Annotated in this window: 18 protein-coding genes and 2 pseudogenes; 9 read left to right on the top strand and 11 right to left on the bottom strand. The window is 61.1% G+C overall.

Features of this window, described 5'->3' with window-relative positions; all coding sequences use genetic code 11:
- Positions 1-5: 5 nt before the first annotated feature.
- Positions 6-380, bottom strand: a complete 375-nt coding sequence (locus tag ATY76_RS18105; RefSeq protein ID WP_020921463.1) for a DUF971 domain-containing protein — start codon at positions 378-380, stop codon at positions 6-8.
- Between the two features lie 136 nt (positions 381-516).
- Here ATY76_RS18105 and moaA point away from each other — a divergent pair, with 136 nt between their 5' ends.
- Positions 517-1,563: a GTP 3',8-cyclase MoaA gene (moaA, locus tag ATY76_RS18100; protein ID WP_088676136.1), complete on the top strand. Its 1,047-nt coding sequence runs from the start codon at positions 517-519 to the stop codon at positions 1,561-1,563.
- Between the two features lie 202 nt (positions 1,564-1,765).
- Here moaA and ATY76_RS34260 read toward each other — a convergent pair.
- The 6 genes and pseudogenes from ATY76_RS34260 to ATY76_RS18070 form a co-directional block, all read right to left on the bottom strand.
- Positions 1,766-2,022 (bottom strand): annotated as a pseudogene (locus ATY76_RS34260) (SAM-dependent methyltransferase); the annotation flags it as partial.
- Between the two features lie 73 nt (positions 2,023-2,095).
- Positions 2,096-3,418 carry a J domain-containing protein gene (locus ATY76_RS18090; RefSeq protein WP_088676135.1) on the bottom strand — a complete coding sequence of 441 codons (1,323 nt, stop codon included), beginning with the start codon at positions 3,416-3,418 and terminating at the stop codon, positions 2,096-2,098.
- Positions 3,419-3,527: 109 nt separating this feature from the next.
- Positions 3,528-4,478 carry a sugar-binding transcriptional regulator gene (locus tag ATY76_RS18085; RefSeq protein WP_088676134.1) on the bottom strand — a complete coding sequence of 317 codons (951 nt, stop codon included), beginning with the start codon at positions 4,476-4,478 and terminating at the stop codon, positions 3,528-3,530.
- A gap of 21 nt (positions 4,479-4,499) precedes the next feature.
- Positions 4,500-5,966: an FGGY-family carbohydrate kinase gene (locus ATY76_RS18080; protein WP_088676133.1), complete on the bottom strand. Its 1,467-nt coding sequence runs from the start codon at positions 5,964-5,966 to the stop codon at positions 4,500-4,502.
- Positions 5,967-6,033: 67 nt separating this feature from the next.
- Positions 6,034-6,990 carry a transketolase family protein gene (locus ATY76_RS18075; protein WP_088676132.1) on the bottom strand — a complete coding sequence of 319 codons (957 nt, stop codon included), beginning with the start codon at positions 6,988-6,990 and terminating at the stop codon, positions 6,034-6,036.
- Complete coding sequence (locus ATY76_RS18070; protein WP_088676131.1) at positions 6,990-7,799, bottom strand: transketolase; 810 nt, start codon at positions 7,797-7,799, stop codon at positions 6,990-6,992. Before ATY76_RS18070 ends, ATY76_RS18075 begins: the two co-directional genes overlap by 1 nt.
- A 210-nt stretch (positions 7,800-8,009) precedes the next feature.
- Here ATY76_RS18070 and ATY76_RS18065 point away from each other — a divergent pair, with 210 nt between their 5' ends.
- The 5 genes from ATY76_RS18065 (at position 8,010) to ATY76_RS18045 (ending at position 13,400) form a co-directional block, all read left to right on the top strand.
- On the top strand, positions 8,010-8,990 hold the full coding sequence (locus ATY76_RS18065; protein ID WP_088676130.1) for an ABC transporter permease: 981 nt from the start codon (positions 8,010-8,012) through the stop codon (positions 8,988-8,990).
- A 116-nt stretch (positions 8,991-9,106) separates the two neighbouring features.
- Positions 9,107-10,036 carry a sugar ABC transporter substrate-binding protein gene (locus ATY76_RS18060; RefSeq protein ID WP_088676129.1) on the top strand — a complete coding sequence of 310 codons (930 nt, stop codon included), beginning with the start codon at positions 9,107-9,109 and terminating at the stop codon, positions 10,034-10,036.
- Positions 10,037-10,102: 66 nt separating this feature from the next.
- Positions 10,103-11,581 carry a sugar ABC transporter ATP-binding protein gene (locus ATY76_RS18055; protein ID WP_088676128.1) on the top strand — a complete coding sequence of 493 codons (1,479 nt, stop codon included), beginning with the start codon at positions 10,103-10,105 and terminating at the stop codon, positions 11,579-11,581.
- 22 nt (positions 11,582-11,603) lie between these two features.
- Positions 11,604-12,392: an SDR family oxidoreductase gene (locus ATY76_RS18050; RefSeq protein WP_037139756.1), complete on the top strand. Its 789-nt coding sequence runs from the start codon at positions 11,604-11,606 to the stop codon at positions 12,390-12,392.
- 225 nt (positions 12,393-12,617) lie between these two features.
- A complete protein-coding gene (locus ATY76_RS18045; protein WP_088676127.1) occupies positions 12,618-13,400 on the top strand; it encodes a glucose 1-dehydrogenase in 783 nt (260 codons plus the stop codon).
- Between the two features lie 303 nt (positions 13,401-13,703).
- On the opposite strand, the gene ATY76_RS18040 is transcribed toward ATY76_RS18045, so the two are convergent.
- On the bottom strand, positions 13,704-14,468 hold the full coding sequence (locus tag ATY76_RS18040; protein WP_088676126.1) for an SDR family oxidoreductase: 765 nt from the start codon (positions 14,466-14,468) through the stop codon (positions 13,704-13,706).
- A gap of 317 nt (positions 14,469-14,785) precedes the next feature.
- On the opposite strand from ATY76_RS18040, the gene ATY76_RS18035 reads away from it, so the two are divergent.
- Genes ATY76_RS18035 through mobB form a run of 3 tightly spaced genes read left to right on the top strand, consistent with a single transcriptional unit; the run spans position 14,786 to position 16,860 of the window.
- Positions 14,786-15,694 (top strand): DMT family transporter, encoded by a 909-nt coding sequence (locus ATY76_RS18035; RefSeq protein ID WP_088676125.1) that lies wholly within the window; start codon positions 14,786-14,788, stop codon positions 15,692-15,694.
- Between the two features lie 21 nt (positions 15,695-15,715).
- Positions 15,716-16,345 carry a molybdenum cofactor guanylyltransferase MobA gene (mobA, locus tag ATY76_RS18030; protein WP_088676124.1) on the top strand — a complete coding sequence of 210 codons (630 nt, stop codon included), beginning with the start codon at positions 15,716-15,718 and terminating at the stop codon, positions 16,343-16,345.
- A complete protein-coding gene (mobB, locus tag ATY76_RS18025; RefSeq protein ID WP_088676123.1) occupies positions 16,342-16,860 on the top strand; it encodes a molybdopterin-guanine dinucleotide biosynthesis protein B in 519 nt (172 codons plus the stop codon). Before mobA ends, mobB begins: the two co-directional genes overlap by 4 nt.
- On the opposite strand, the gene ATY76_RS18020 is transcribed toward mobB, so the two are convergent.
- The 3 genes and pseudogenes from ATY76_RS18020 to ATY76_RS33970 form a co-directional block, all read right to left on the bottom strand.
- Positions 16,857-18,944, bottom strand: a complete 2,088-nt coding sequence (locus ATY76_RS18020) for a PAS domain-containing hybrid sensor histidine kinase/response regulator (protein WP_190233684.1) — start codon at positions 18,942-18,944, stop codon at positions 16,857-16,859. The two genes, mobB and ATY76_RS18020, sit on opposite strands and share 4 nt — an antisense overlap.
- Positions 18,919-20,430, bottom strand: coding sequence for an ATPase domain-containing protein (locus ATY76_RS18015; protein ID WP_088676122.1), 1,512 nt, complete (start codon positions 20,428-20,430; stop codon positions 18,919-18,921). The genes ATY76_RS18020 and ATY76_RS18015 overlap by 26 nt, the downstream gene beginning before the upstream one ends.
- 81 nt (positions 20,431-20,511) lie before the next feature.
- A pseudogene (locus tag ATY76_RS33970) lies at positions 20,512-20,707 on the bottom strand (LysR family transcriptional regulator); the annotation flags it as partial.
- Positions 20,708-20,736 lie beyond the last annotated feature (29 nt).

Genomic DNA, 20,736 nt, shown 5'->3' with positions numbered 1-20,736 from the left:
TGAATTCAGCGCGGCTTTTCCGCCGTGTCGCGGTTCATGCCCTTTTCCCTGAGCTCGTCCTCATAGGCTGAAAACAGCTCCGCTCCCCGCTCGCCGAGTTCGCGCAGATAGGTCCAGGTGTAGATGCCGGTATCATGCATGTCGTCGAAGCCGATTCTGACGGCGTAATTGCCGGTCGGCGTCATAGAAACGATCGCGACATTGCGCTTGCCTGGCACCGTCACCTTCTGCCCCGGCCCATGGCCCTGCACCTCCGCCGAGGGCGACAGCACGCGCAGAAGCTCGGCCGACAGATCGAAGCTCTGGCCGTCGTTGAAGGTCACCACCAGCCGCTGCCGGTCTTTCGAAACGCGAAGTTCGCTCGGCCAGATATCGCTCATCATTTCGTCCTCTTCTCATGCGAGGAGTAGGCGTTGATCTTTTTCAGCGCAAGCTGAAATTGGTCTCTTCGCATCGGCTGTTTCCCTTGACGCGACAATAGCATATGCCCACATTGGGAAGAGTACGGAGATACAGGTGAACACCAGAGTCGAAACCATAGGCAATGCATCGCCGCTCACGGCGGATGCCCACCCGATGATCGACCCTTTCGGCCGGGCAGTCACCTATCTCCGCGTCTCCGTCACCGACCGCTGCGATTTCCGCTGCACCTATTGCATGGCGGAGAATATGACCTTCCTGCCGAAGAAGGATCTGCTGACGCTGGAAGAGCTCGACCGTCTCTGTTCCGCCTTCATCGCCAAGGGCGTGAAGAAGATCAGGCTGACCGGCGGCGAGCCGCTGGTGCGCAAGAACATCATGTATCTGGTGCGCCAACTCGGCCAGCGGATCGGCTCCGGCCTCGACGAGCTGACACTGACGACCAACGGCTCGCAGCTCGCCCGCCATGCCGAGGAGCTTTTTGAGTGCGGCGTGCGCCGCATCAACGTCTCGCTCGATACGCTCGATCCCCACAAGTTCCGCAAGGTCACCCGCTGGGGCGATTTTGCCAAGGTCATGGAAGGCATCGACGCCGCCCAGAAGGCCGGCATCAGGATCAAGCTTAATGCCGTGGCGCTCAAAGGCTTCAACGACGTGGAAATGCCGGAGATGGTCCGCTTCGCCCACGGCCGCGGCATGGACCTGACCGTCATCGAAACCATGCCGATGGGCGAGATCGAAGAGGACCGCACCGACCAATACCTGCCGCTCTCGCAGCTGCGCGCCGATTTCGAACGTCAGTTCACGCTAACCGAGATCGATTACCAGACCGGCGGCCCGGCGCGGTATGTCAGGGTCCAAGAGACCGGCGGCCGCCTCGGCTTCATCACGCCGCTGACCCATAATTTCTGCGAAAGCTGCAACCGCGTCCGCCTCACCTGCACCGGCACCCTCTATATGTGCCTCGGCCAGAACGACGCCGCCGATCTCAGAGCCGCACTGCGCGCTAGCGAAGACGACGCCCTCCTCCACGCCGCCATCGACGAAGCCATCACCCGCAAGCCGAAAGGCCACGACTTCATCATCGACCGCACGCATAATCGCCCGGCGGTGGCCCGGCACATGAGTGTCACTGGTGGGTGATGTTTGCGGTAGATTTCTGCCTTAGAGAGCGAATGCCGGCGTCAAGTTGAGGAGAACGCCTACTACCCACCCTCGTTCCTGTGCTCGTCGCAGAAATCAGGGAGAGTGGGTAATGCCCGGTGCTGATTATTCCGCGTACAGCTTATGGAACGCCACCACAGGACCGGTCGTCGCCTCCGTGACATCCATAGAATGCGTCACATCACCCAGGCTTATGCGCACAAATCGCAAACCACTCCTTCACCATCCGCTCCAGCCCTCTCAGAACCGGCATTTTGCGCGCCCGCCGCCCATTGAATATCGCCGAGCTTGTGGTCGACCACGATGTCCACAAAGCCCGCCTTGCTGAGGAGATTGACGACCGCTTCCGCTAGCATTTCCTTGCCGAAATGCGCGCGAGAGCGGCATGCTCTGATGCCGCATCATCATTTCTGGCGACATGTAGTTCGCCGGCGGCTTGCGACGGCTGAACTGGGTTTCAATGGAGACTTAGAGCCGCATTTTCCTGGACACAATAAGGCAAAATTCCCCTTCAAGGGCGACTAAATTCTTCAGGAGATATGGTGAGCGGGCTAATCACTCTGTCCCCTGTGGCAGGGGTCTTCGCAATCCGATAGACGAGCTTGGTGGTGGCCGGCTGTGTTCCGCTGATGTCGGTAACCAAAAATTTCGCTGAAGGCATTTCGCCGGCGCCGATAGTGTCAGCGAAGCCTTGGCAACCAAGGGCGAGTTGGGTACCGAAAGCATACTGCACTTTGTATTGGCCATCCGGAATACCGCTCAATTGCGCCGTCTGGCCGCGGGCGACGAAGAAGGCACTCACCAAGACACCCGAAACTGCGTCTCTCAGCTTGATAATCGCATCCACTTTGCTCCCATTGTATATCTCCAACTCGTGACCAACCTCGGATGTCCAGAGACGTCCTCCCAAAATCTTCCCATTCTGCACTGGGATGGTACAGTTCGGCACATATGGAGTTACCACTGAGGGGGCACGTTCTAGCAACGCGGTTTGAGGCAAAGAATATGATTCAAACGAAGCGCGCCGGCTCATTGAATCCGCCACGAAAAATGCCACGATAATCCCGGGCACTGAAAAAGCCATGAATAGATGCGTCGAAACCGTGCCGACGGACAGGCGCCAAGGGTCTTTCAGGTGTGGCCGATAACGACCGATGCCCTTCTCCTCCAACCGCTCAATTAATATTGCCGCGCATTCGACTATGCCTTTATCGCGCGCCCTCTTTGAAGGAACCGCGAGAGCATAGGACAATAGGAAATTTCCGCGCGTCAGGAATGCCACGGCGTTGTGCCAAAGCATTTCCTCATCCAATTTCCGATCTCGTTTACCACCAAACCCATTCCGCACGATCGAAACAACAGAATATGGGATACCCCATGGAGCAGCCCACCACCCAGCAAGCATCGTTATGAATGAGGACTTCAATCCTTCCCTGCGCGCACAGCTCGCGCAGAATATCCCTTCCGAAGGAGAGCAGGTTGTCCAAAAAAGGAAACTGTAGACCCGAGAGAAGGCGACATAACGCGGCTGAGGAGTGACCGATCCGCAGCGCGAACACGATATCGGATTGATCACTTCATACTGAGGCAGAGGCAGAAGCTCCGGTACAGTCTTTTGATGTTGCAAGCCGTCGTATTCAGCGCGTCGAACGGGATCGTTTAAAACGTCGTACGCCTTGGAAACCTCGTGGAATTTTGAGGCCGATTTTGCGCCAGACATATCTTGATGCGTTTGCTGGGCAAGTCGCCAGAAAGCGCTTTTAATTTCCTTAGCCGTTGCCGACGGCTGCACACCCAAAGCCTCGTACAAGCCTTGAGGATCCATGTCCTTCATATCATCCTCTTGAGTGGCTTCCCGACCGGTGCCTAACCCACCGAGAACATACGGCTGGGATATTTTCAAGAGGGATCACACAGAGAAGATTGGTCTTGCGCCCGTATCGTCAGTCGATCAATCGCTGCGCGGTAAATTTGTCCGTAACCAGCATGTCGATCACCCCGACGCGCAGCGCCCCTGCAATAGCGTCGGTCTTCTTGGCTCCGCCGGCAAGGGCAATGACCCGGTCGACCCGCTCGAGATCCTCAAGCGGCAGCCCAATGACCCGGTCGTCCAGGGGCGTCTTGACCGGCTTGCCGGTTTTATCGAAGAAACGCAGCGAGATGTCGCCGACGGCGCCCGCTTCCGCGAGGTCGGAGAGTTCGCGAGACGAAAAGATGTTGCCGGAGCGGGCGAGAAGTTCGGAGGGTTCGACGGCTCCGATTCCGACGATCGCCAGCGTGATGCTGCCGAACAGGTCCATCGTCTCGCGGACGAAGGGGTCGGCCTGCATCAGAAGCTTTGCCTCTCTCGATGTCGTCACGCCCTGCACGGGGAGCAGTTTCGGCTCGGCGCCGGTCAGCCGCGCAAGCCGCGTGGTCAGCTGCGTCGCATGCGTCTGCACGGAAGGATCGCCCATGCCTCCGAGGGTCTGGACGACGTATTTCGCCTGAGCGCTCTTCTGAGGATGAATGTTCTCGACCATCTTGAAAATGGTCTGGCTCCAGCTCGAAACGCCGATGATCTCCCCTGGCGCAAGCGTCACCTCCAGGAGATGCGCCGCCGCTTCGCCGATACGGGCCATGATGGCGCCGTCCCGATCTTCGGTGCACTCCACGACGATCGCCTCCGGCAGATCGTATTTCTCGCGAAGCGCGCCCTCGAGCTCGCTATAGGTGCCGACGGGAGGGATCACGCTGGTTCGCACGATATCTTCCGCCTCGGCGCGCTTGAGCATGCGCGATACCGTCGCCTGCGACAGGCGAAGGTGTTGTGCGATCTCCGCCTGCCGCCGCCCCTCGATGTGGTACATCTGGGCGACCCTTGAAATGAGGCGGAGTTCGTTGAGGCGAGTCATCGCTGATCCCGGAGTGAATTTTTATTCACCTTTAGCCTGTGTTTCGCGGGACGTCGAGCGGGCAAGCGCATCATTCCAGGTCGCCAGAAGGGCCGCTCGATCCACGGCTTGCGGCTCAATGGTTCGGGTGGTTCGCGGCAGCTCCGAGACGACATGGAGATCACTCCACAAGCCGAGAGAGAGCCCCGCCAGATAAGCAGCGCCCAGAGCCGACGCCTCGGGTGCTTCGCATTGGATTACGGGATGTTCGATGAGGTTCGAGACACACTGCATCAGGAAGCGGTTCTGGCTCGGCCCCCCATCGACATAGAGCGCCCCGAGTTCGCCGCCGCTCTGTGCCCGCATGGCCGCGATCACGTCATGCACCTGGAAGGCGATGGAATCGGTTACCGACCGTGCCATCTGCGCGCGTGTCGTATTGAAGTTGATCTGGGAGAACAGAGCACGGGCGTCGGAATTCCAGTAAGGCGCACCGAGCCCCACGAACGCCGGCACGAAGCCAGGCGCGCCCGGCCCGGCGCTCGCCGCAAGTTCCACAAGCGCGGCGACGTCAGCCAGGCCGAGAATGTCAGCCATCCAGGGAAGGCTGGCGGCGCAAACGAGGATATTGCCCTCGAAAGCGAAGGTCGGCTTTCCCCCGATGCGCCATGCGACGGTGGTTGTGATGCCGTTGCGCGGCGCAATGAATTGCGGCAGCGTCGTCATGACCGAAGAGCCGGTGCCAAAGGTCACCTTGCCGTCGCCCGGCTTGAATGCGCCATGGCCGAACAAGGCTGCGTGGCTGTCTCCGATCGCGGCCATGATTGGAGTGCCATCCGGCACCCCTGGCAATCCTTGCGTTCTGCCGAAATCGGCAGAGCTGTCGAGCACCTCCGGCAGGAGCGCGATATCGACGCCGAAGATCTCGCCAAGTTCCTCGCTCCATCTCTGTTCCCTGAGATCGAACAACTGGCTCCTGGCGGCGTTCGAAGCGTCGCAGACATGCCGGCGCCCGCCCGTCAGGCAGTGAATGAGCCAACTGTCGACCGTTCCCAGCCGCACCGATCGCCCGGCCGGGATCCGGTCGAGCAGCCATCGGAATTTCGAACCCGGGAACATCGGATCCAATGGCAGGCCGGTCAGCGCCTGCACACGGTCGAGGCGGCCTTCGGCAATGAGACGTTCGCAATCCCGTGCCGTTCGGCGGCACTGCCAGCTGACCACCGGTCCAAGCGCGTCTCCTGTTTCGGCGTCCCAGGCGGTGACGGACTCGCGCTGGTTGGAAATAGCGACCGCCTCGATAGTCATGTCGGGGCTAGCCTTCAGGCAGGCATCGATCGCTTCGCAGACCGATGCGTAAAGCCGGCGCGGATCTTGCTCGACCCAGCCTTCCCTCGGATAGGAGATGCCGACAGGAGATGAACCTCTGCCGATAATTTCTCCCGTCTCGGAAACGAGAACGGCCTTTGAATTGGTCGTGCCCTGGTCGATTGCCAGAATTGCCCGCATTCTATCCTCCCCGGATCAGGCGGCGGCTACGGCAAAATGAGCCCCGGCCGCTTCACGCGATCCCCAGTTACTTGCGCTTGATCAGCGCCTGTGCGGCGTCGGCGATTGCGGATGGCGACATCCCGTATTCGTCGAGCAGGAACTCTGCCGAACCGGTCGGGGCGTAGACGCCGGGAACGCCGAGACGTTTCATCGGCACTGGAGCATGGTCGACCACCACTTCGGCGACCGCGGAGCCGAGCCCGCCGAAGATCGAATGCTCTTCGGCCGTAACGATCGCTCCGGTCTCCTTCGCCGCGGCGATGATGGCCTCCTCGTCGATCGGGCGAACCGTTGCGAGATTGAGCACCCTGGCATCGATGCCGCGTTCGGCGAGAATCTCGGCAGCCTTCACAATGCGATGGGTCAAGGTGCCGTTGGCGATCAGGGTGACGTCGGAACCCTGGCGCAGGAGATTCGCCTTGCCGAGTTCGAACCTATGCCCCTCCGGAAGAAGGTCGGGCACTCCGACCCGTGACAGACGCAGGAAACACGGCCCGCTGTAAGTCGCCGCCCAGGCAACGGCAGCAGCGGTTTCGATCCGGTCGCAGGGCGCGATGACCGGAAGATTGGGCAATACGCGCGTCCAGGCGAAGTCTTCGATCGAGTGATGCGTCGGACCGAGTTCGCCATATGCCATGCCGGACGAGATCCCCACCAGCTTGACGTTGGCGTTCGAGTAGGAAATGTCGGCCTTGATCTGCTCCAGCGACCGTCCCGTGAGAAACGGCGCGGCGCCGCACACGAAGGGCAGCCGCCCGCCATTGGCGAGGCCTGCTCCGACGCCGACCATGTTCTGCTCCGCGATGCCGACATTGACGAGGCGTTCCGGAAATCTCGACTTGAAGCCGCCGAGCTTGGAGGAACCGACCGAGTCGTTGCAGACCGCGACGATCGTTTCGTTTTCGGCTGCCAGCCGCTCGAGCGTGGAGGCGAATGCGTCGCGGCAATCGTGGAGCTTGGGTGGGTTTACTGGCGCGTTCATTACAGTGCCTCCGACAATTCTGCCAATGCGATTTCGTATTGTTCCCTGCTCGGCACCTTATGGTGCCATTCGACCCGGTCCTGCATGAAGGAGATTCCGTGGCCCTTGTTGGTATGGGCGACGATGCAGTGCGGTCCTGCCCCCCGGTGTTCGAGAGCCGGAACGATCTCGCGCATATTGTTGCCGTCGATCTCGGTGACTTCCCAGCCGAAGGCTTCGAGCTTCGGACGAAGCGGAGCGAGATCGTTGGTTTCGGCAAGTGCTGCGCCCTGCTGGAACCTGTTGTGATCGATGACCAGCGTCAAGTTATCGAGCTTGAACTGAGCTGCCGCCATGATCGCCTCCCAGTTGGACCCTTCCTGCATCTCGCCGTCGCCGGTGACGACATAGGTGCGATATCCAGCACCCGAGAGCTTGGCGGCTTTCGCCATTCCCACCGCGACCGGAAGGCCGTGGCCGAGCGGACCGGTATTGGTTTCGACGCCAGGAACCTTGTTGCAGTTCGGATGCCCGTTCAGCCTCGAATGCGGCTGCAGGAAGGTGGAAATCTCCTCCTCCGGGATGAAGCCGCGCTTTGCGAGCGTCACGTAGAGAGCACAAGCCGTATGTCCCTTTGAAAGAACGAACCTGTCGCGGTCGGGATGCTTCGGCTGGTCCGGCCAGACATTCAGCACACGAAAATAGAGCGCGGTCAAAACGTCGATGACCGACATCTCCCCGCCAATATGGCCGGCGCCCGCTTCAAAGACCGCCTGGAGATCGCGCAATCGGATCTGGCGGGCGATGCGCTCAAGTTCTGTCGTATCCATGGGTTCCTCTTATGCATAAATATTCAGTCTTCAATATTTTTGCACAACACGCCGATTAGTCAAGCCTCTAAACGGGAAGCCGGCAGTGCCATGCTGGAACAAATCCTGTTGACAGGCGAAAAGCAAGTTGTTAATGAATTTTCCAGCAACGGTGAATAATTATTCTAGCTTGCACAAATATCGGATACAAGCCTAGGCATGGGAGGAGCAATGGTGGCGCTCGATATCAATGAACACAGGCTTTCGTCCGGCGCTTGGCTCGGTAAGCTCAAGGGAGCTACCGGTCCGCTCGTGGGATTGCTCGCGCTGTGCATCTTTCTGAGCTTCAGCACAGACACGTTTCTTTCGGTTCGAAACGGCCTCAATATCCTCGACCAGATCACGGTCCTCGGCATCATGGCGGTCGGAATGACGTTCGTCATCCTGATCGGCGGCATCGATCTCTCCGTCGGCTCGGCCCTCGCCCTGGCGATGATGGTCATGGGCTGGACCGCCAACGTCGCCGGCCTGCCGCTGCCCGTCGGCATCGCCTTCGCGCTGATCGCATCGGCGGTATCAGGCCTCATCGTCGGACTTCTGGTGACGCAGTTCCGGGTTCCAGCCTTTATCGCCACGCTTGCGATGATGTCGGCGGCGCGCGGCGTTGCAAACATGATCACGGACGGTCAGCAGATCGTCGGCTTCCCCGACTGGTTCATGATGCTGGCGATCGATCGCCATTTCGGCGTCATGACGGCCACGGTCTTCCTCATGCTCGCGGTCGTTCTTGCGGCGTGGCTCTTCCTGCACTTCCGGTCCGAAGGCCGCATGCTCTACGCGGTGGGCGGCAATCCCGAAGTCGCGCGCCTGGCCGGCATCAACGTTCCGCTGGTGACCATTGCAGTCTATGTCGTGAGCGCCGTCCTTGCGGGGCTCGCAGGCATCGTGCTCGCCGCCCGCCTGGATTCTGTCCAGCCGTCCAGCGGCCTGGGCTATGAGTTGGACACCATCGCCGCGGTCGTCATCGGCGGCACATCGCTTTCCGGCGGCGCGGGCGGCATCGGGGGAACGCTGATCGGCGTCCTGATCATCGGTGTGCTCCGCAACGGTCTCAACCTTCTCAACGTCTCGCCCTTCCTGCAGCAGGTGATCATCGGGATCGTCATCGTGCTCGCGGTCGGCGCAGAGACCATTCGTCGGCGTCGCGCCTGACGCGCATGCTCCGCCGCGTTGGCGGACACGGAATTCCGTCCCGGAAATTCGGGGCGGATCAATAACCCCAGGGGGAGGACATACCCTAGGGTCCATCAAAAAACGGAGGAACTACAATGAAAATTGCGCGCACCATGCTCGCGTCCGCTGCACTGCTCGGTCTCATGCTCGGTCCCGTACACGCGGCGGAACTGAAGAAGCTTGGCCTTGCTGTTGCCAACCTTCAGGCAAACTTCTTCAACCAGATCAAGCAATCGGTCGAGGCCGAAGCCAAGAAGCGTGGCATCGAAGTCATCACGGTCGACGCGAAGGGCGACGGGCCGACGCAGGTCAATCAGATCCAGGATCTTCTGACCCAGAAAATTGACGCGCTGATCTACATTCCGGCAGGTGCGGCAGCGGCGACCGTTCCGGTCAAGCTCGCGAAGAACGCCGGCATTCCGGTCGTCAACGTCGACCGCAACGCCGAAGGCGCGCCCGGCGATACTTTCCTCGCGACCGATTCCGTCGCCTCTGCCAAGGCGGTGTGCGACTACATCCTGAAGGAAGCCGGCGGCAAGGGGAAGATGGTCATCATCCACGGCCAGAAGGGCACGACGCCGGAAGTCGATCGCTCGAAGGGATGCGGTGAATCGCTCAAGGCCTATCCGGATGTCAAGGTCGTCGCCGAACAATATTCGAACATCTGGAGCCAGGACGAGGGCTTTCAGATCATGCAGAATATGCTGCAGGCAAACCCCGACATCTCGATCGTCTTCGCACAGGCCGATGGTCTCGCGCTTGGCGCCGCCCAGGCGATCAAGGTCGCAAATCCCTCGCAGAAGATCGTGGTCGGCGGCTTCGACGGCGATACCGCGGCTCTCGAAGCCCTCAGCAAGGGCGTCTTCAATGTGACGGCCACGCAGCAGACCCAGAAAATGGGCCGCGATGCAGTCGAAAACGCCGCCAAGCTTGTCGCCGGTGAAAAAGTGCCGCCGGTACAGCTCTTGGATGCCACGCTGACAACCAAGGAAAACGTCGCAGGCTTCATCGCCAACCATCCCTAGCGTCCTTTGTGCGTCCGAAAGGACGCACGGCGCTCTAATGAAGCCGAGGTCTTGAGGAGGTGTGCCGTGACTGATCCCGTTCTTTCCCTGAGGGGCATATCCAAGTGGTATGGGCCGCTCCAGGTGCTGAAGAATGTCAGCCTGGACGTCTATCCCGGTGAGGTGGTCGCACTTCTCGGTGAAAACGGCGCGGGCAAATCGACGCTGTCGGGCATCATTGCCGGCTCACGCACACCCTCCGAGGGATCGATGACATGGCTGGGGCAGCCCTATGCCCCGGCCACCCCACGCGAAGCGATCGACAAGGGCGTCGTCCTGATCCATCAGGAACTGCAGCTTCTGCCGCAGCTGTCGATTGCGGAAAACGTCTTCATCGGACGCTGGCCGATGAAGAACGGCGTCGTCGACCGGGCTCAGATGGTTCGCCGGGCCCAGGACCAGCTCGCGCGTTTGAACCTTCATATACCGGCAACACGGATGGTCGCCGGCCTTTCCACCGCAAATCAACAGCTCATCGAGATCGCCAAGGCGCTGGCTCTCAACGCCAAGCTGCTGATTCTCGATGAACCGACAGCCGCCCTCGGCGGCGCGGAGACGGAAGCCCTGTTCGAACAGGTTCGCAAGCTTCGCTCGGAAGGTGTGGGCATCGTCTACATTTCCCACCGCATGGAAGAGATCAAGCAGATCACCGACCGGATCGTCGTTCTTCGCGATGGGGAGCGGGTGCAGGAATTCTCAGACAGCGCCACCCCGGTGCGAACGATCGTTGAGAGCATGGTCGGACGCCCGCTTGATCGCCTGTTCCCTACCCTGCCGGTTCCGACGGACCGCCCGGTCCTGGAGGTATCAGGGCTGAGCTCGCTTGATGACTCTTTCCGTGACGTTACCTTCGAGGTGCGGGCTGGAGAAATTCTCGGCATCGCCGGACTGGTCGGCGCCGGCCGCACCGAACTGGTGCGTGCGATTTCGGGAGCGGATCCGATCAGCGCGGGTTCGATCAAGCTGGAAGGCGAGGAACTCAGGCTGCGCGACCCGGCCGACGCGATCGCCAAGGGCATCGTGATGGTTCCGGAAGACCGCAAGGAGCAGGGCCTGATCGTCGGCCACCGGATCAGCGAAAACATTATCTACGCCAATTTGGATAAACTTGGCGGTGGCTGGATAACGCCGCGCCTCAAGCGCTCCTTCGCGGAAAAGGCCGTTGCCAAGTTCGGCGTGAAGGGCCGCGCCGAGCAATACGCCTCCGATCTTTCCGGCGGCAACCAGCAGAAGGTCGTGATCGCCAAGTGGCTCTTGCGCGATCCCAAGGTCGTCGTCCTCGACGAACCGACGCGCGGCATCGACGTCGGCGCCCGCGCGGGCATCTACGACATCATCGTCGACCTTGCCAAACAGGGTGTGGCGGTCATTGTCGTAAGCTCCGACCTCGAGGAAGTTCTCGGCATTTCCAATCGCATTCTCGTGCTTGCCCAGGGCAAGCAGGCAGGCATCCTCGATCGTGACCAGGCAAATGACGTCTCGGTCATGGAACTAGCGACCATCTAAACAGACAGAGAAAGGAAGAGCGGTGTCTGACATCACTCTGAACGCCCCGAAGCTTTTCGACCTCAGCGGCCAGGTTGCCATCGTCACCGGTGCCGGCAGCGGCATCGGGCAGCGCATTGCCATCGGCCTTGCGCAATGCGGCGCTGATGTGGCGCTGCTCGACCGTCGAACCGACGACGGACTGGCCAAGACGGCCGAACATATCCGCGCCGCCGGCCGCCGCTCGATCGAGATCGCTGCCGATGTGACGAGCAAATCCTCGCTTGCCGATGCCGTCGCACGAACCGAAGCGGATCTTGGCGCCTTGACGCTGGCTGTCAACGCTGCGGGCATCGCCAACGCGAACCCGGCGGAAGATATGGAAGAGGACCAATACCAGACGTTGATGGACATCAACCTGAAGGGCATATTCCTTTCCTGCCAGGCCGAGGCCCGCGCCATGCTGAAGAATGGACGCGGCTCTATCGTCAACATCGCCTCCATGTCGGGCGTGATCGTCAACCGGGGCCTCAGCCAAGCGCATTACAACGCCTCCAAGGCGGGCGTGATCCATATGTCGAAATCGATGGCGATGGAATGGGTCGGCCGCGGCATTCGCGTCAACACCATCTCCCCCGGCTATACGGCAACGCCGATGAACACCCGTCCGGAGATGGTTCATCAGACCAAGCTTTTCGAAGAGCAGACACCGATGCAGCGCATGGCTGATGTCGACGAAATGGTCGGTCCGGCGGTCTTCCTGCTTTCGAACGCAGCAAGTTTCGTGACCGGTGTCGATCTTCTCGTAGACGGCGGCTTCTGCTGCTGGTGATGCGATCGGAACGCTGATTTTAGGACCTGAACCGATCTCGCTTCCTCCCTGGCTGAGATCGAGGCGCTGAAGGGACCAACGGGCAAGACGGCGCGATATCGTCGTCCGCCCGCCCTTCCCGCCGATGGAACACGCTGAGGCCACGGCGCCGTCATTGGCGCTCGAGACTGCGCGAACTCGTTCACCGGATTTGCCGTCTCCCTAGGATGTCTGAAAGGAAAGAGGATGAAACGCTTCGAAAACAAGACTGTCGTCATCACCGGGGCCAGCCGCGGCATCGGCGCCGCCATCGCCAGGCGCTTCGCGCGCGAGGGCGCCAATCTCGTCGTCTCGGCCAATGAGGATCTGGTCCACGGCGTTGCCGAAGCGATCCGGGCCGAAGGCGGCAAGGCGATCTCCTTCATCGGCGATGTCACCGACAAGTCGAGCGTCAAGGCGCTCTACGATGCCGCCGAGGGTGAGTTCGGCGCGGTCGATGTCTCGATCCAGAATGCCGGCGTCATCACCATCGCCCGCATCGAGGACATGACCGAAAACGAGTGGGACAAGGTCATGGCCGTCAATACCAAGGGCGTCTTCCTCTGCGCCCAGGAGGCCATTGCAAGAATGCGCAAGCACAAGCGCGGCGGCCGCATCATCAACACCGCTTCCGGCCAGGCCCGCGACGGCTTCATCTACACCCCGCACTATGCCGCCTCCAAAATGGGAGTCGTCGGCATCACCCAGAGCCTCGCCAAGGAAGTCGCGATCGAAAACATCACCGTCAACGCCTTCTGCCCCGGCATCATCGAGACGGATATGTGGGCCTATAACGACCAGGCCTGGGGCAAACTGCTTGGCAATTACGCCCCCGGCGAACTGATGAAGGAATGGGTCGAAGGCATCCCGATGAAGCGCGCCGGCTCCGGCGAGGACGTCGCCGGCCTGGTCACCTTCCTCGCCAGCGACGACGCCGCCTACATCACCGGCCAGACGATCAATGTCGATGGCGGGTTGATTATGTCGTAAGCGCGGCAAGCAGCGCCACTGAAACTGTATAAAACGCTGCCTTGCCTTCGCTCGCGCTCAGAGCATTCGCGGCTTCGCCGCTCACCCCCTCATCTGCCTGCCGGCATCTTCTCCCCGCCGGGGAGAAGCGGAATCGCAGCCGCCGCTCGCTTCCCTTTATGCTTTGGCTTGGGGCGACGCGGTGCGTCTTGCTCCCTCTTCGCCCCAGCGGGGAGAAGATGCCCGTCAGGGCAGATGAGGGGGGTGAGGAGCACTAGCGACGAACGCCTTGAGCGGTAAGCGAAAGGCAACCGACGCCCCCACCTACGTCCTATTGATCGAAACCCCGCCATCCGCCAGCATCGCCGTACCCGTCACGAAACTCGACAGGTCGGACGCAAGGAAGAGCGCCGCATTGGCGATCTCCTCCGGCTGCGCCATGCGTTTCAGCGCATGCAGCCCCTCCACGAAGGCGAGCACTTCCGCGGTCGCATCAGGCGCATTGGTGATGCTGGCCGGCGTGTCGGTGCCGCCGGGCAGAAGAGCGTTGACGCGGATCTTGCGTGATGCGAGTTCGGCGGCAAGCACCTGCACGAGACCGATCAGACCGGCCTTGCTCGCCGCATAGGCGCCCATGCCGGGCATGCCGGCGGTGTAGCCGACGAAGGTGGAGGTGAAGATCAGCGATCCGCCCTCGCCCATCGCCGCCGACTGATGTTTGGCGCCGAGGAAGCCGGCGGTCAGATTGGTCTCGATCGTCTCGCGCCAGCCCTCCAGCGACAGCCCGGAGACCGGCCCCATCTCGCCAATGCTGCCGGCATTGTTGAAGGCAATATCGAGCCTGCCGAGGCGCGAGAGAGCCGCGTCGACGAGCCTCGCCTGCAGCGCCTCGTCCCTGACATCGCCCGCAACGGCGACGGCCTTTCCACCCTCCGCCTCGATTTCCGCGACGACGGCGTCGAGCGCGCCCTGTCGCCTTCCGTTGATCACCAGCTTCGCGCCTTCCCGCGCGAAGACCTTCGCCGCTGCCCGGCCAATGCCGGAGCTTGCGCCGGTGACGATTGCAATCTTGTCCTTCAGAAGTGTCATGTCCGTTTCTCCTCAGTGATTGAGGCATCCCAAATCTCAGACATCAGGCGGCGCAGCCACCCGTTTCCCGCGCGCGGAAGCAAAAGCCGTCGATGGCAGATCGCCTTGGTCAGCGTTCGCTTTCGCAGCCTATTGAGCTGCAAGCGGAGATTAGCGAGCTAAAACGGTCATTTGCAGAGGCTTTCACAGACGCACATGCCGTTACGTCAGCCCCTTGTGCGCTGCATCATCGATTTATCCCGGGTGTGACATTCATCCGATTCCCTTCATGTATCTTCCCGACTAAGAAGGGATGCACAGGTAAAGGGAATCTCTTCATGCCGCGGTCACGCAATACTGAGGGCGCCATCTATATGAGCATGGCGATGGCCGGCTTTTCCTCCAGCGACGCACTCTCGAAATCGGTGATCGCCTATATGAATGCCGGCGAGATCATGTTCCTGCGCGGCCTGTTCACCAGCGTGCTGGTCTTTCTGATCGCCTGGAAAATGGGCGCGCTGCGCTCCTGGCGTGTCGTGCTGAAGCCGTTGATCATTCTCCGCATCGTCTGCGAGATACTTTCCGCGGTCACCTATATCACCGCGCTCGGCATGATGCCGATCGCCAATGCCTCGGCGATCTTGCAGTCGCTGCCGCTGGTCGTCACCTTCGGCGCCGCGCTGTTCTTCCGCGAGCCGGTTGGCTGGCGGCGCTGGTCGGCGATCCTCGTCGGCCTCGTCGGCGTGATGATCATCATCCGCCCCGGCCCCGAAGGCTTCACCGCCGCCGCCCTTCTCTGCGTCGGCGCGGTGCTGACGACAGCCGGCCGCGATCTCGCCACCCGCTCGATCGATCCGGAAATACCCTCGCTGATGATCACCGTGATCACCGCCTCCTCCGCCGCCTTCTTCGGCGCGCTTCTGATCCCCGTGCTCGGCGGCTGGCAGCCGGTCAGCGCCTCCTCGCTCGGCCACCTCCTTCTCGCCTCGGTGCTGGTGCTCGTCGGCTATCAGTCGGTCATCCTCGCCATGCGCACCGGCGAAATCTCCTTCGTCGCGCCCTTCCGCTATACGAGCCTGATCTTTTCCTCGCTGCTCGGCTTTGTCTTTTTCGCGGAAGTGCCGGACCACTGGACGCTGATAGGCGCTGCAATCGTCATCGCTTCCGGCCTCTATACGTTCTATCGTGAGGCCGAGCGTCACGTTTCACCCATCGCGCAGGAATCCGAACCGCGCGTGCCGGTGTGACGCAGGATTGCGAGGCAGATAGTGGCTGAATTCTCGTTGGACAAATCCGAGATAGCAGGCGTGGTGCTCGCCGGCGGCCGCTCGCAGCGCATGGGCCGCGACAAGGCCGGCGTAATGCTCGGGACCGAGACCCTGCTTCGCCATGTGCTGGCCCGCCTGTCGCCGCAGGTCTCGTCGATCGCCGTCAATGCCGATGCCGCCGCCGAAGACGTGCCTGTCGTTCCCGACCATATTGCCGGCAAGGCCGGGCCGATGGCCGGCATCCATGCGGCCATGGTTCATGCCGCCGGCATCCCCTCGGTCACACATGTCGTCACCGTCTCTGTGGATTGCCCGTTCTTCCCGGCCGATCTCGTCACCCGGCTGACGGCAGCAGTCGATCATCCGTCGCAGATCGCGATCGCCGCCTCCGAAGGCCGCAGCCATCCGGTCTTCGGTCTCTGGCCGGTGACATTGGCGGCCGATCTCAAAGCCTGGATCGCCGCTGACGAAAAGCGCCGCGTGCGCGACTTCCTGTTGCGGCATGACGTTACGGAAGTAGCCTTTCCGCTGCATCCGACCCGCGCCAGCCTGCTCGACCCATTCTTCAACATCAACACGCCCGACGACCTCGCCGAGGCGGAACGCTGGCTGGAGGCTCTTCGCACATGACGGCACCAAAAGTCTTCGGCATCGCCGGCTGGAAGAACTCTGGCAAGACAGGGCTTGCCGTGCGTTTGGTGACCGAGTTCACCCGCCGCGGCTATAAGATCTCGACGATCAAGCATGCCCATCATGACTTCGACATCGACAAGGTCGGCGCCGACAGCTACCGCCACCGCCAGGCTGGCGCCCACGAGGTCACCATCGTCTCCGGCACTCGCTATGCCATCATGCATGAGCTGCGTGGCGCTCCAGAACCAGAGTTCAAGGAGATCCTTGCCCGGCTTGCCCCTTGCGATCTCGTCTTGATCGAGGGCTATAAACGCGAGCCGATCCCGAAGATCGAGGCTCGCCGCCTTGAAGCCGCAAATCGCACGCCGCTCGCGCCCGACGATCCGCATATCGCAGCCATCGCCGCCGATCACCCCGTCGCGGACACGGCCCTGCCCGTTTTCGATCTCGACGACACCGCCGCCATCGCCGATTTCATCGCCGAGATTGTCGGCCTTGAGGCTCGACCCTAACTCGCCGATTTGAGAGGCAGGTCCGTTTCGCTTGCCATCGCCTTGTGAATTTCCCTTGCAAGCTGGGCCTGGTTGTACGGCTTTCCCAGTCTTGGAAGATCGACCTCTGCGCCGGCAGGAAGATCGGCATAACCCGTTGCCAGTACGATCGGCAGCGCCGGTCGAATGGTCCGCACCGCCTGGGCAAGCTGGGCGCCGGTCATTCCGGGCATCGAATAATCGGTAATCATCACGTCGAAATGCCCGCCGTTTCTGATCAGTTCCAGCGCTTGCGAGCCGGAATTTGCTTCGACGACATCATGGCCGAGATCTTCGAGCATCTCGACCGAACTCATGGCGATCAAGGTATCATCGTCGACGAGCAGGATCTTCAGCTTTGATGCTGTTTGCGCGAGGGGCAGATCGGTTTCCGCCGGCTGTTCAGGGCACTGTTCGGTCGCGGGTAGCCATAACTCGGCGGTGGTTCCCACACCAAGCGTGCTCGTCAGGCGCAGCGCGCCGTTAAGCTGAACCGCAAGGCCGTGGATCATCGATAGCCCAAGGCCCGTACCCTTTCCGAGCTCCTTGGTCGAGAAGAAGGGATCGACGGCCTTCTTCAGCGTCTCTGCGTCCATCCCGCTGCCATTGTCGGTGACGCCGAGGACGAGGTAAGTCCCCTCGTTGAGATCGCCGCCGTCACCCACGATCCTCTCTTCGCGCAGCGAAATGCGCAGAGCTCCTCCATCCGGCATCGCATCGCGCGCGTTGACGGCAAGGTTGAGCAGCGCCAGTTCGACCTGATTGGCATCGACCAGTGCCGGCCGCAGCGCCGGCGAAAGCTGTGTATCTATGCTGACCGACGATCCGACCGAACGGCGCAACAGATCGTTCATGCCCGATACCAGCTCGGCCAGATCGACCGGCTTCACCTGCAGATCCTGCCGTCTGGCGAAAGCCAACAGACGCTGCGTCAGGGCCGCGCCGCGGCGCGCGCCCTGAAGGGCGCCCTCGATCAGGCGCGACGCTTTCCGGTCTCCCGCGACATGCTTGCCAAGCAATTCGAGATTGCCGAGAACGACCATCAGCAGATTGTTGAAATCATGCGCGACGCCGCCGGTCAGCTGGCCGATGGCTTCCATTTTCTGCGAATGGCGAAGCTGCTCCTCCGCCTTTTCTCGTTGAGCCACCTCCTCGAGCAAGCTCTGATGGGCGGCATGAACCTCGCCGGTCCTTTCCCTCACCCGCTCTTCGAGGCTCTCATTCAGCCGTCTGAGGTTCTCCTCGGTAATCTTGCGCGCCGTGGCATCGGAGGAAACGCCGACGAGCTTCTTCGCCGAGCCATATCCGTCGACATAGAGCTGCGCATGCACCGCCGCCCAATGCAGCGATCCATCCGGCCAGATCGTCCTGTGTTCGACGGAATAGTCGCGTCCTGTCTCGATCGTCCGGTCCAGACTTGACTGCACGAGACCGCGGTCGTCCGGATAGATGCTCTTTACCAAATCCTCATAGGTAAAATCCTCGTCCGGCCCTCGCCCAAAGATCGCCTTGCAGGTGTCGGACGCCGACAACCTCATCGAAAACAATTCGAGTTCCCATGCACCGAGGCGGCCGGCAGCAAGCGCGGTCTGCAGCCGCCGTTCTCCCTCGCCGAGAGCCCCCAGATGGGCGCGCGCCTGATATTGTCGCAGCCGTCCCCTTAACGCGGTCCTGGCGATGCTGATGAAGGACGTCGCGTGAAAAGGTCTTTCCAGGAAGGTAACGTTGGCGAGAACCTCGGAAAGCCTGGCAGCGGCCGGATTTCGCTCTGGTCCGCCGCCCCGCGTGGTGAGCACGATGAACGGCAGATCCGACCAGCTCGGCTGCGCCGAGATCCAGGCTGCGACCGGCTTCAGATCGCTTGAACGGACGGCCTCCTCCGTCAGGACACCGAACGCGACGTCCTCATCGAGCAGTGCCGCAAACATCGGAAGGTCGGGAGCAGTAACTGCCGTCACGCCGGCTTCGTTGGCGAGGGATACCGCCACCAGAGCATCGCGGCCTGTGGGTGTGTAGATCAGCGCCTTTGGTTTGCCGGAATTAGGAATTGCCGCTATCCCCGCCATCGCGCGACATAAGGGACGTCGTATCTGAAACAAACTCCGGAACGCCGCGCAGCACTCCCTGGAACCCGACAAGCGGCCCTCCGAATGTCAGGCCCGCCGCGCCGATGCGATACTCTCTTATTGTATCCTCGTGAAATCCGGTCCTCTTCTTGATCACCGAAACGGCGCGGCGCACTCTTCCCGCCGCTTCGAAATAACGCAGCAGAATGACGGTATCGGCGAGATAGGTGACGTCGACCGGCGCCTTCATGTCACCGACCAGACCGTGCTGGGCCACGGTCAGGAAGGTGTTCGCACCTTGTCTGTTCAAATATTGCAGCAGCTCATGCATATGGAGGATCAACGAATTCTCGTCGGGCATCGAAGCCTGATATCCATTGATGCTGTCGATGATGACGGTCTTGGCGCCGGATCTGTCCACGCAGTCTCGCACGCGATGCGCAAATTCCCCGGGTGACAACTCGGCGGCATCCACTTGCTCGATATGAACGAGACCAGAGTCTCTCATCGCCTCCAGATCGATTCCAAGCGCATTGAGCCGCCCGAAAAGCAGCCCAATCTCTTCATCGAAAATGAAGGCCGCCGCCTTCTCTCCGCGCGCGATCGCTGCCGCCAGGAATTGAAACGAAAAAGTGCTCTTGCCAGTGCCGGCGGGCCCGAGGATGAGCGTACTGGAGCCCCTCTCCAGCCCGCCGCCCAACAGGAGGTCCAGTTCCGCAATATCGCTCGAAACATCGTCGCGGGCGTAACTCGTCCTGTGCTCGGAGGCAACGAGGCGCGGGAATACGACGACGCCGCCGGTCTGGATCGTGAAATCGTGATAACCGCCACGGAAGGCCTGCCCGCGATATTTTATGACCCTCAAACGTCGCCGTTCGGAGCCGTAGCCGGGCGCCAGTTCCTCGAGATGGATGACACCGTGCACGACGCTGTGCACCGTCTTGTCGAGCACGTCGGAGGTCAGGTCGTCGAGCAGAAGCACTGTCGCCCCCTGCCGGGCGAAGTAATGTTTGAGCGCAAGGATCTGCCGGCGGTAGCGCAGCGAACTTTGGGCCAGCAGCCTGATTTCCGACAGGCTGTCGAGAACCACGCGGCTTGGCTTCACCCGTTCGAACGCGGCGAAGATCTCCTTGGTGGTCTCTCCAAGCTCGAGGTCCGAGGAATAAAGCAGGCTCTGCTGCTGATCGGAGTCCAGCAGGCTTTCCGGAGGCACGACTTCGAAGACCTCGATATTGCCGTCGATGATCATGCCGTGCGAGGCCGCTCCGGCCCGCAATTCGCTCTCGGTTTCCGAGAGCGTAATGTAGAGCCCGCGCTCGCCAAGCCGCGCGCCTTCGATCAGAAACTGCAGTGCAATGGTGGTCTTGCCAGCTCCAGGGTTTCCCTCCAGGAGAAACACGTGGCCCGCGGAAAGGCCTCCTGCCAGGATTGTGTCCAAACCGGACACGCCGGTCCGAGCTTTCGTAGCAGGCAGAGCAGTATTCATCCATTGGTTCCTTCGTTTTTAACCTTGATTTAGTGGCGAAGGATCGAATGTCAAATAACCCAAACAGTATGATTTCGCACTGCGTTCCCAGGCTTCCGTCGACGAAACGCTGCGGGTCGTCCACGTCAGCAGTCGAAGTCCGAGCCACTCTTCCAGCCCTCGGCTGGTGTGGCTGAGCGCCGATTGCGGCACGCCGAGCCTTCCCGGCGGTTCGTAAAGCTTTGTGCGCGCGCAACGGCGAGGAAGGCGATCAAGTCATCATGGCAGGACGCGGAATTCATGAAATTTTCTCATAAGTCCTTGCCA

The organism is Rhizobium sp. R339, from assembly GCF_002211395.1.
Classification (GTDB): Bacteria; Pseudomonadota; Alphaproteobacteria; order Rhizobiales; family Rhizobiaceae; genus Rhizobium.
The sequence above is the reverse complement of the archived record's forward strand: the minus strand, read 5'-3'. Positions and strand labels throughout refer to the sequence as shown.

Coding starts and splice junctions, on each gene's coding strand:
- ATY76_RS18105 (WP_020921463.1), bottom strand. CDS start 380: ATGAGCGATATCTGGCCGAGCGAACTTCGCGTTTCGAAAGACCGGCAG.
- ATY76_RS18090 (WP_088676135.1), bottom strand. CDS start 3,418: ATGAAGGACATGGATCCTCAAGGCTTGTACGAGGCTTTGGGTGTGCAG.
- ATY76_RS18085 (WP_088676134.1), bottom strand. CDS start 4,478: ATGACTCGCCTCAACGAACTCCGCCTCATTTCAAGGGTCGCCCAGATG.
- ATY76_RS18080 (WP_088676133.1), bottom strand. CDS start 5,966: ATGCGGGCAATTCTGGCAATCGACCAGGGCACGACCAATTCAAAGGCC.
- ATY76_RS18075 (WP_088676132.1), bottom strand. CDS start 6,990: ATGAACGCGCCAGTAAACCCACCCAAGCTCCACGATTGCCGCGACGCA.
- ATY76_RS18070 (WP_088676131.1), bottom strand. CDS start 7,799: ATGGATACGACAGAACTTGAGCGCATCGCCCGCCAGATCCGATTGCGC.
- ATY76_RS18065 (WP_088676130.1), top strand. CDS start 8,010: ATGGTGGCGCTCGATATCAATGAACACAGGCTTTCGTCCGGCGCTTGG.
- ATY76_RS18060 (WP_088676129.1), top strand. CDS start 9,107: ATGAAAATTGCGCGCACCATGCTCGCGTCCGCTGCACTGCTCGGTCTC.
- ATY76_RS18045 (WP_088676127.1), top strand. CDS start 12,618: ATGAAACGCTTCGAAAACAAGACTGTCGTCATCACCGGGGCCAGCCGC.
- ATY76_RS18040 (WP_088676126.1), bottom strand. CDS start 14,468: ATGACACTTCTGAAGGACAAGATTGCAATCGTCACCGGCGCAAGCTCC.
- ATY76_RS18035 (WP_088676125.1), top strand. CDS start 14,786: ATGCCGCGGTCACGCAATACTGAGGGCGCCATCTATATGAGCATGGCG.
- mobB (WP_088676123.1), top strand. CDS start 16,342: ATGACGGCACCAAAAGTCTTCGGCATCGCCGGCTGGAAGAACTCTGGC.
- ATY76_RS18020 (WP_190233684.1), bottom strand. CDS start 18,944: ATGGCGGGGATAGCGGCAATTCCTAATTCCGGCAAACCAAAGGCGCTG.
- ATY76_RS18015 (WP_088676122.1), bottom strand. CDS start 20,430: ATGAATACTGCTCTGCCTGCTACGAAAGCTCGGACCGGCGTGTCCGGT.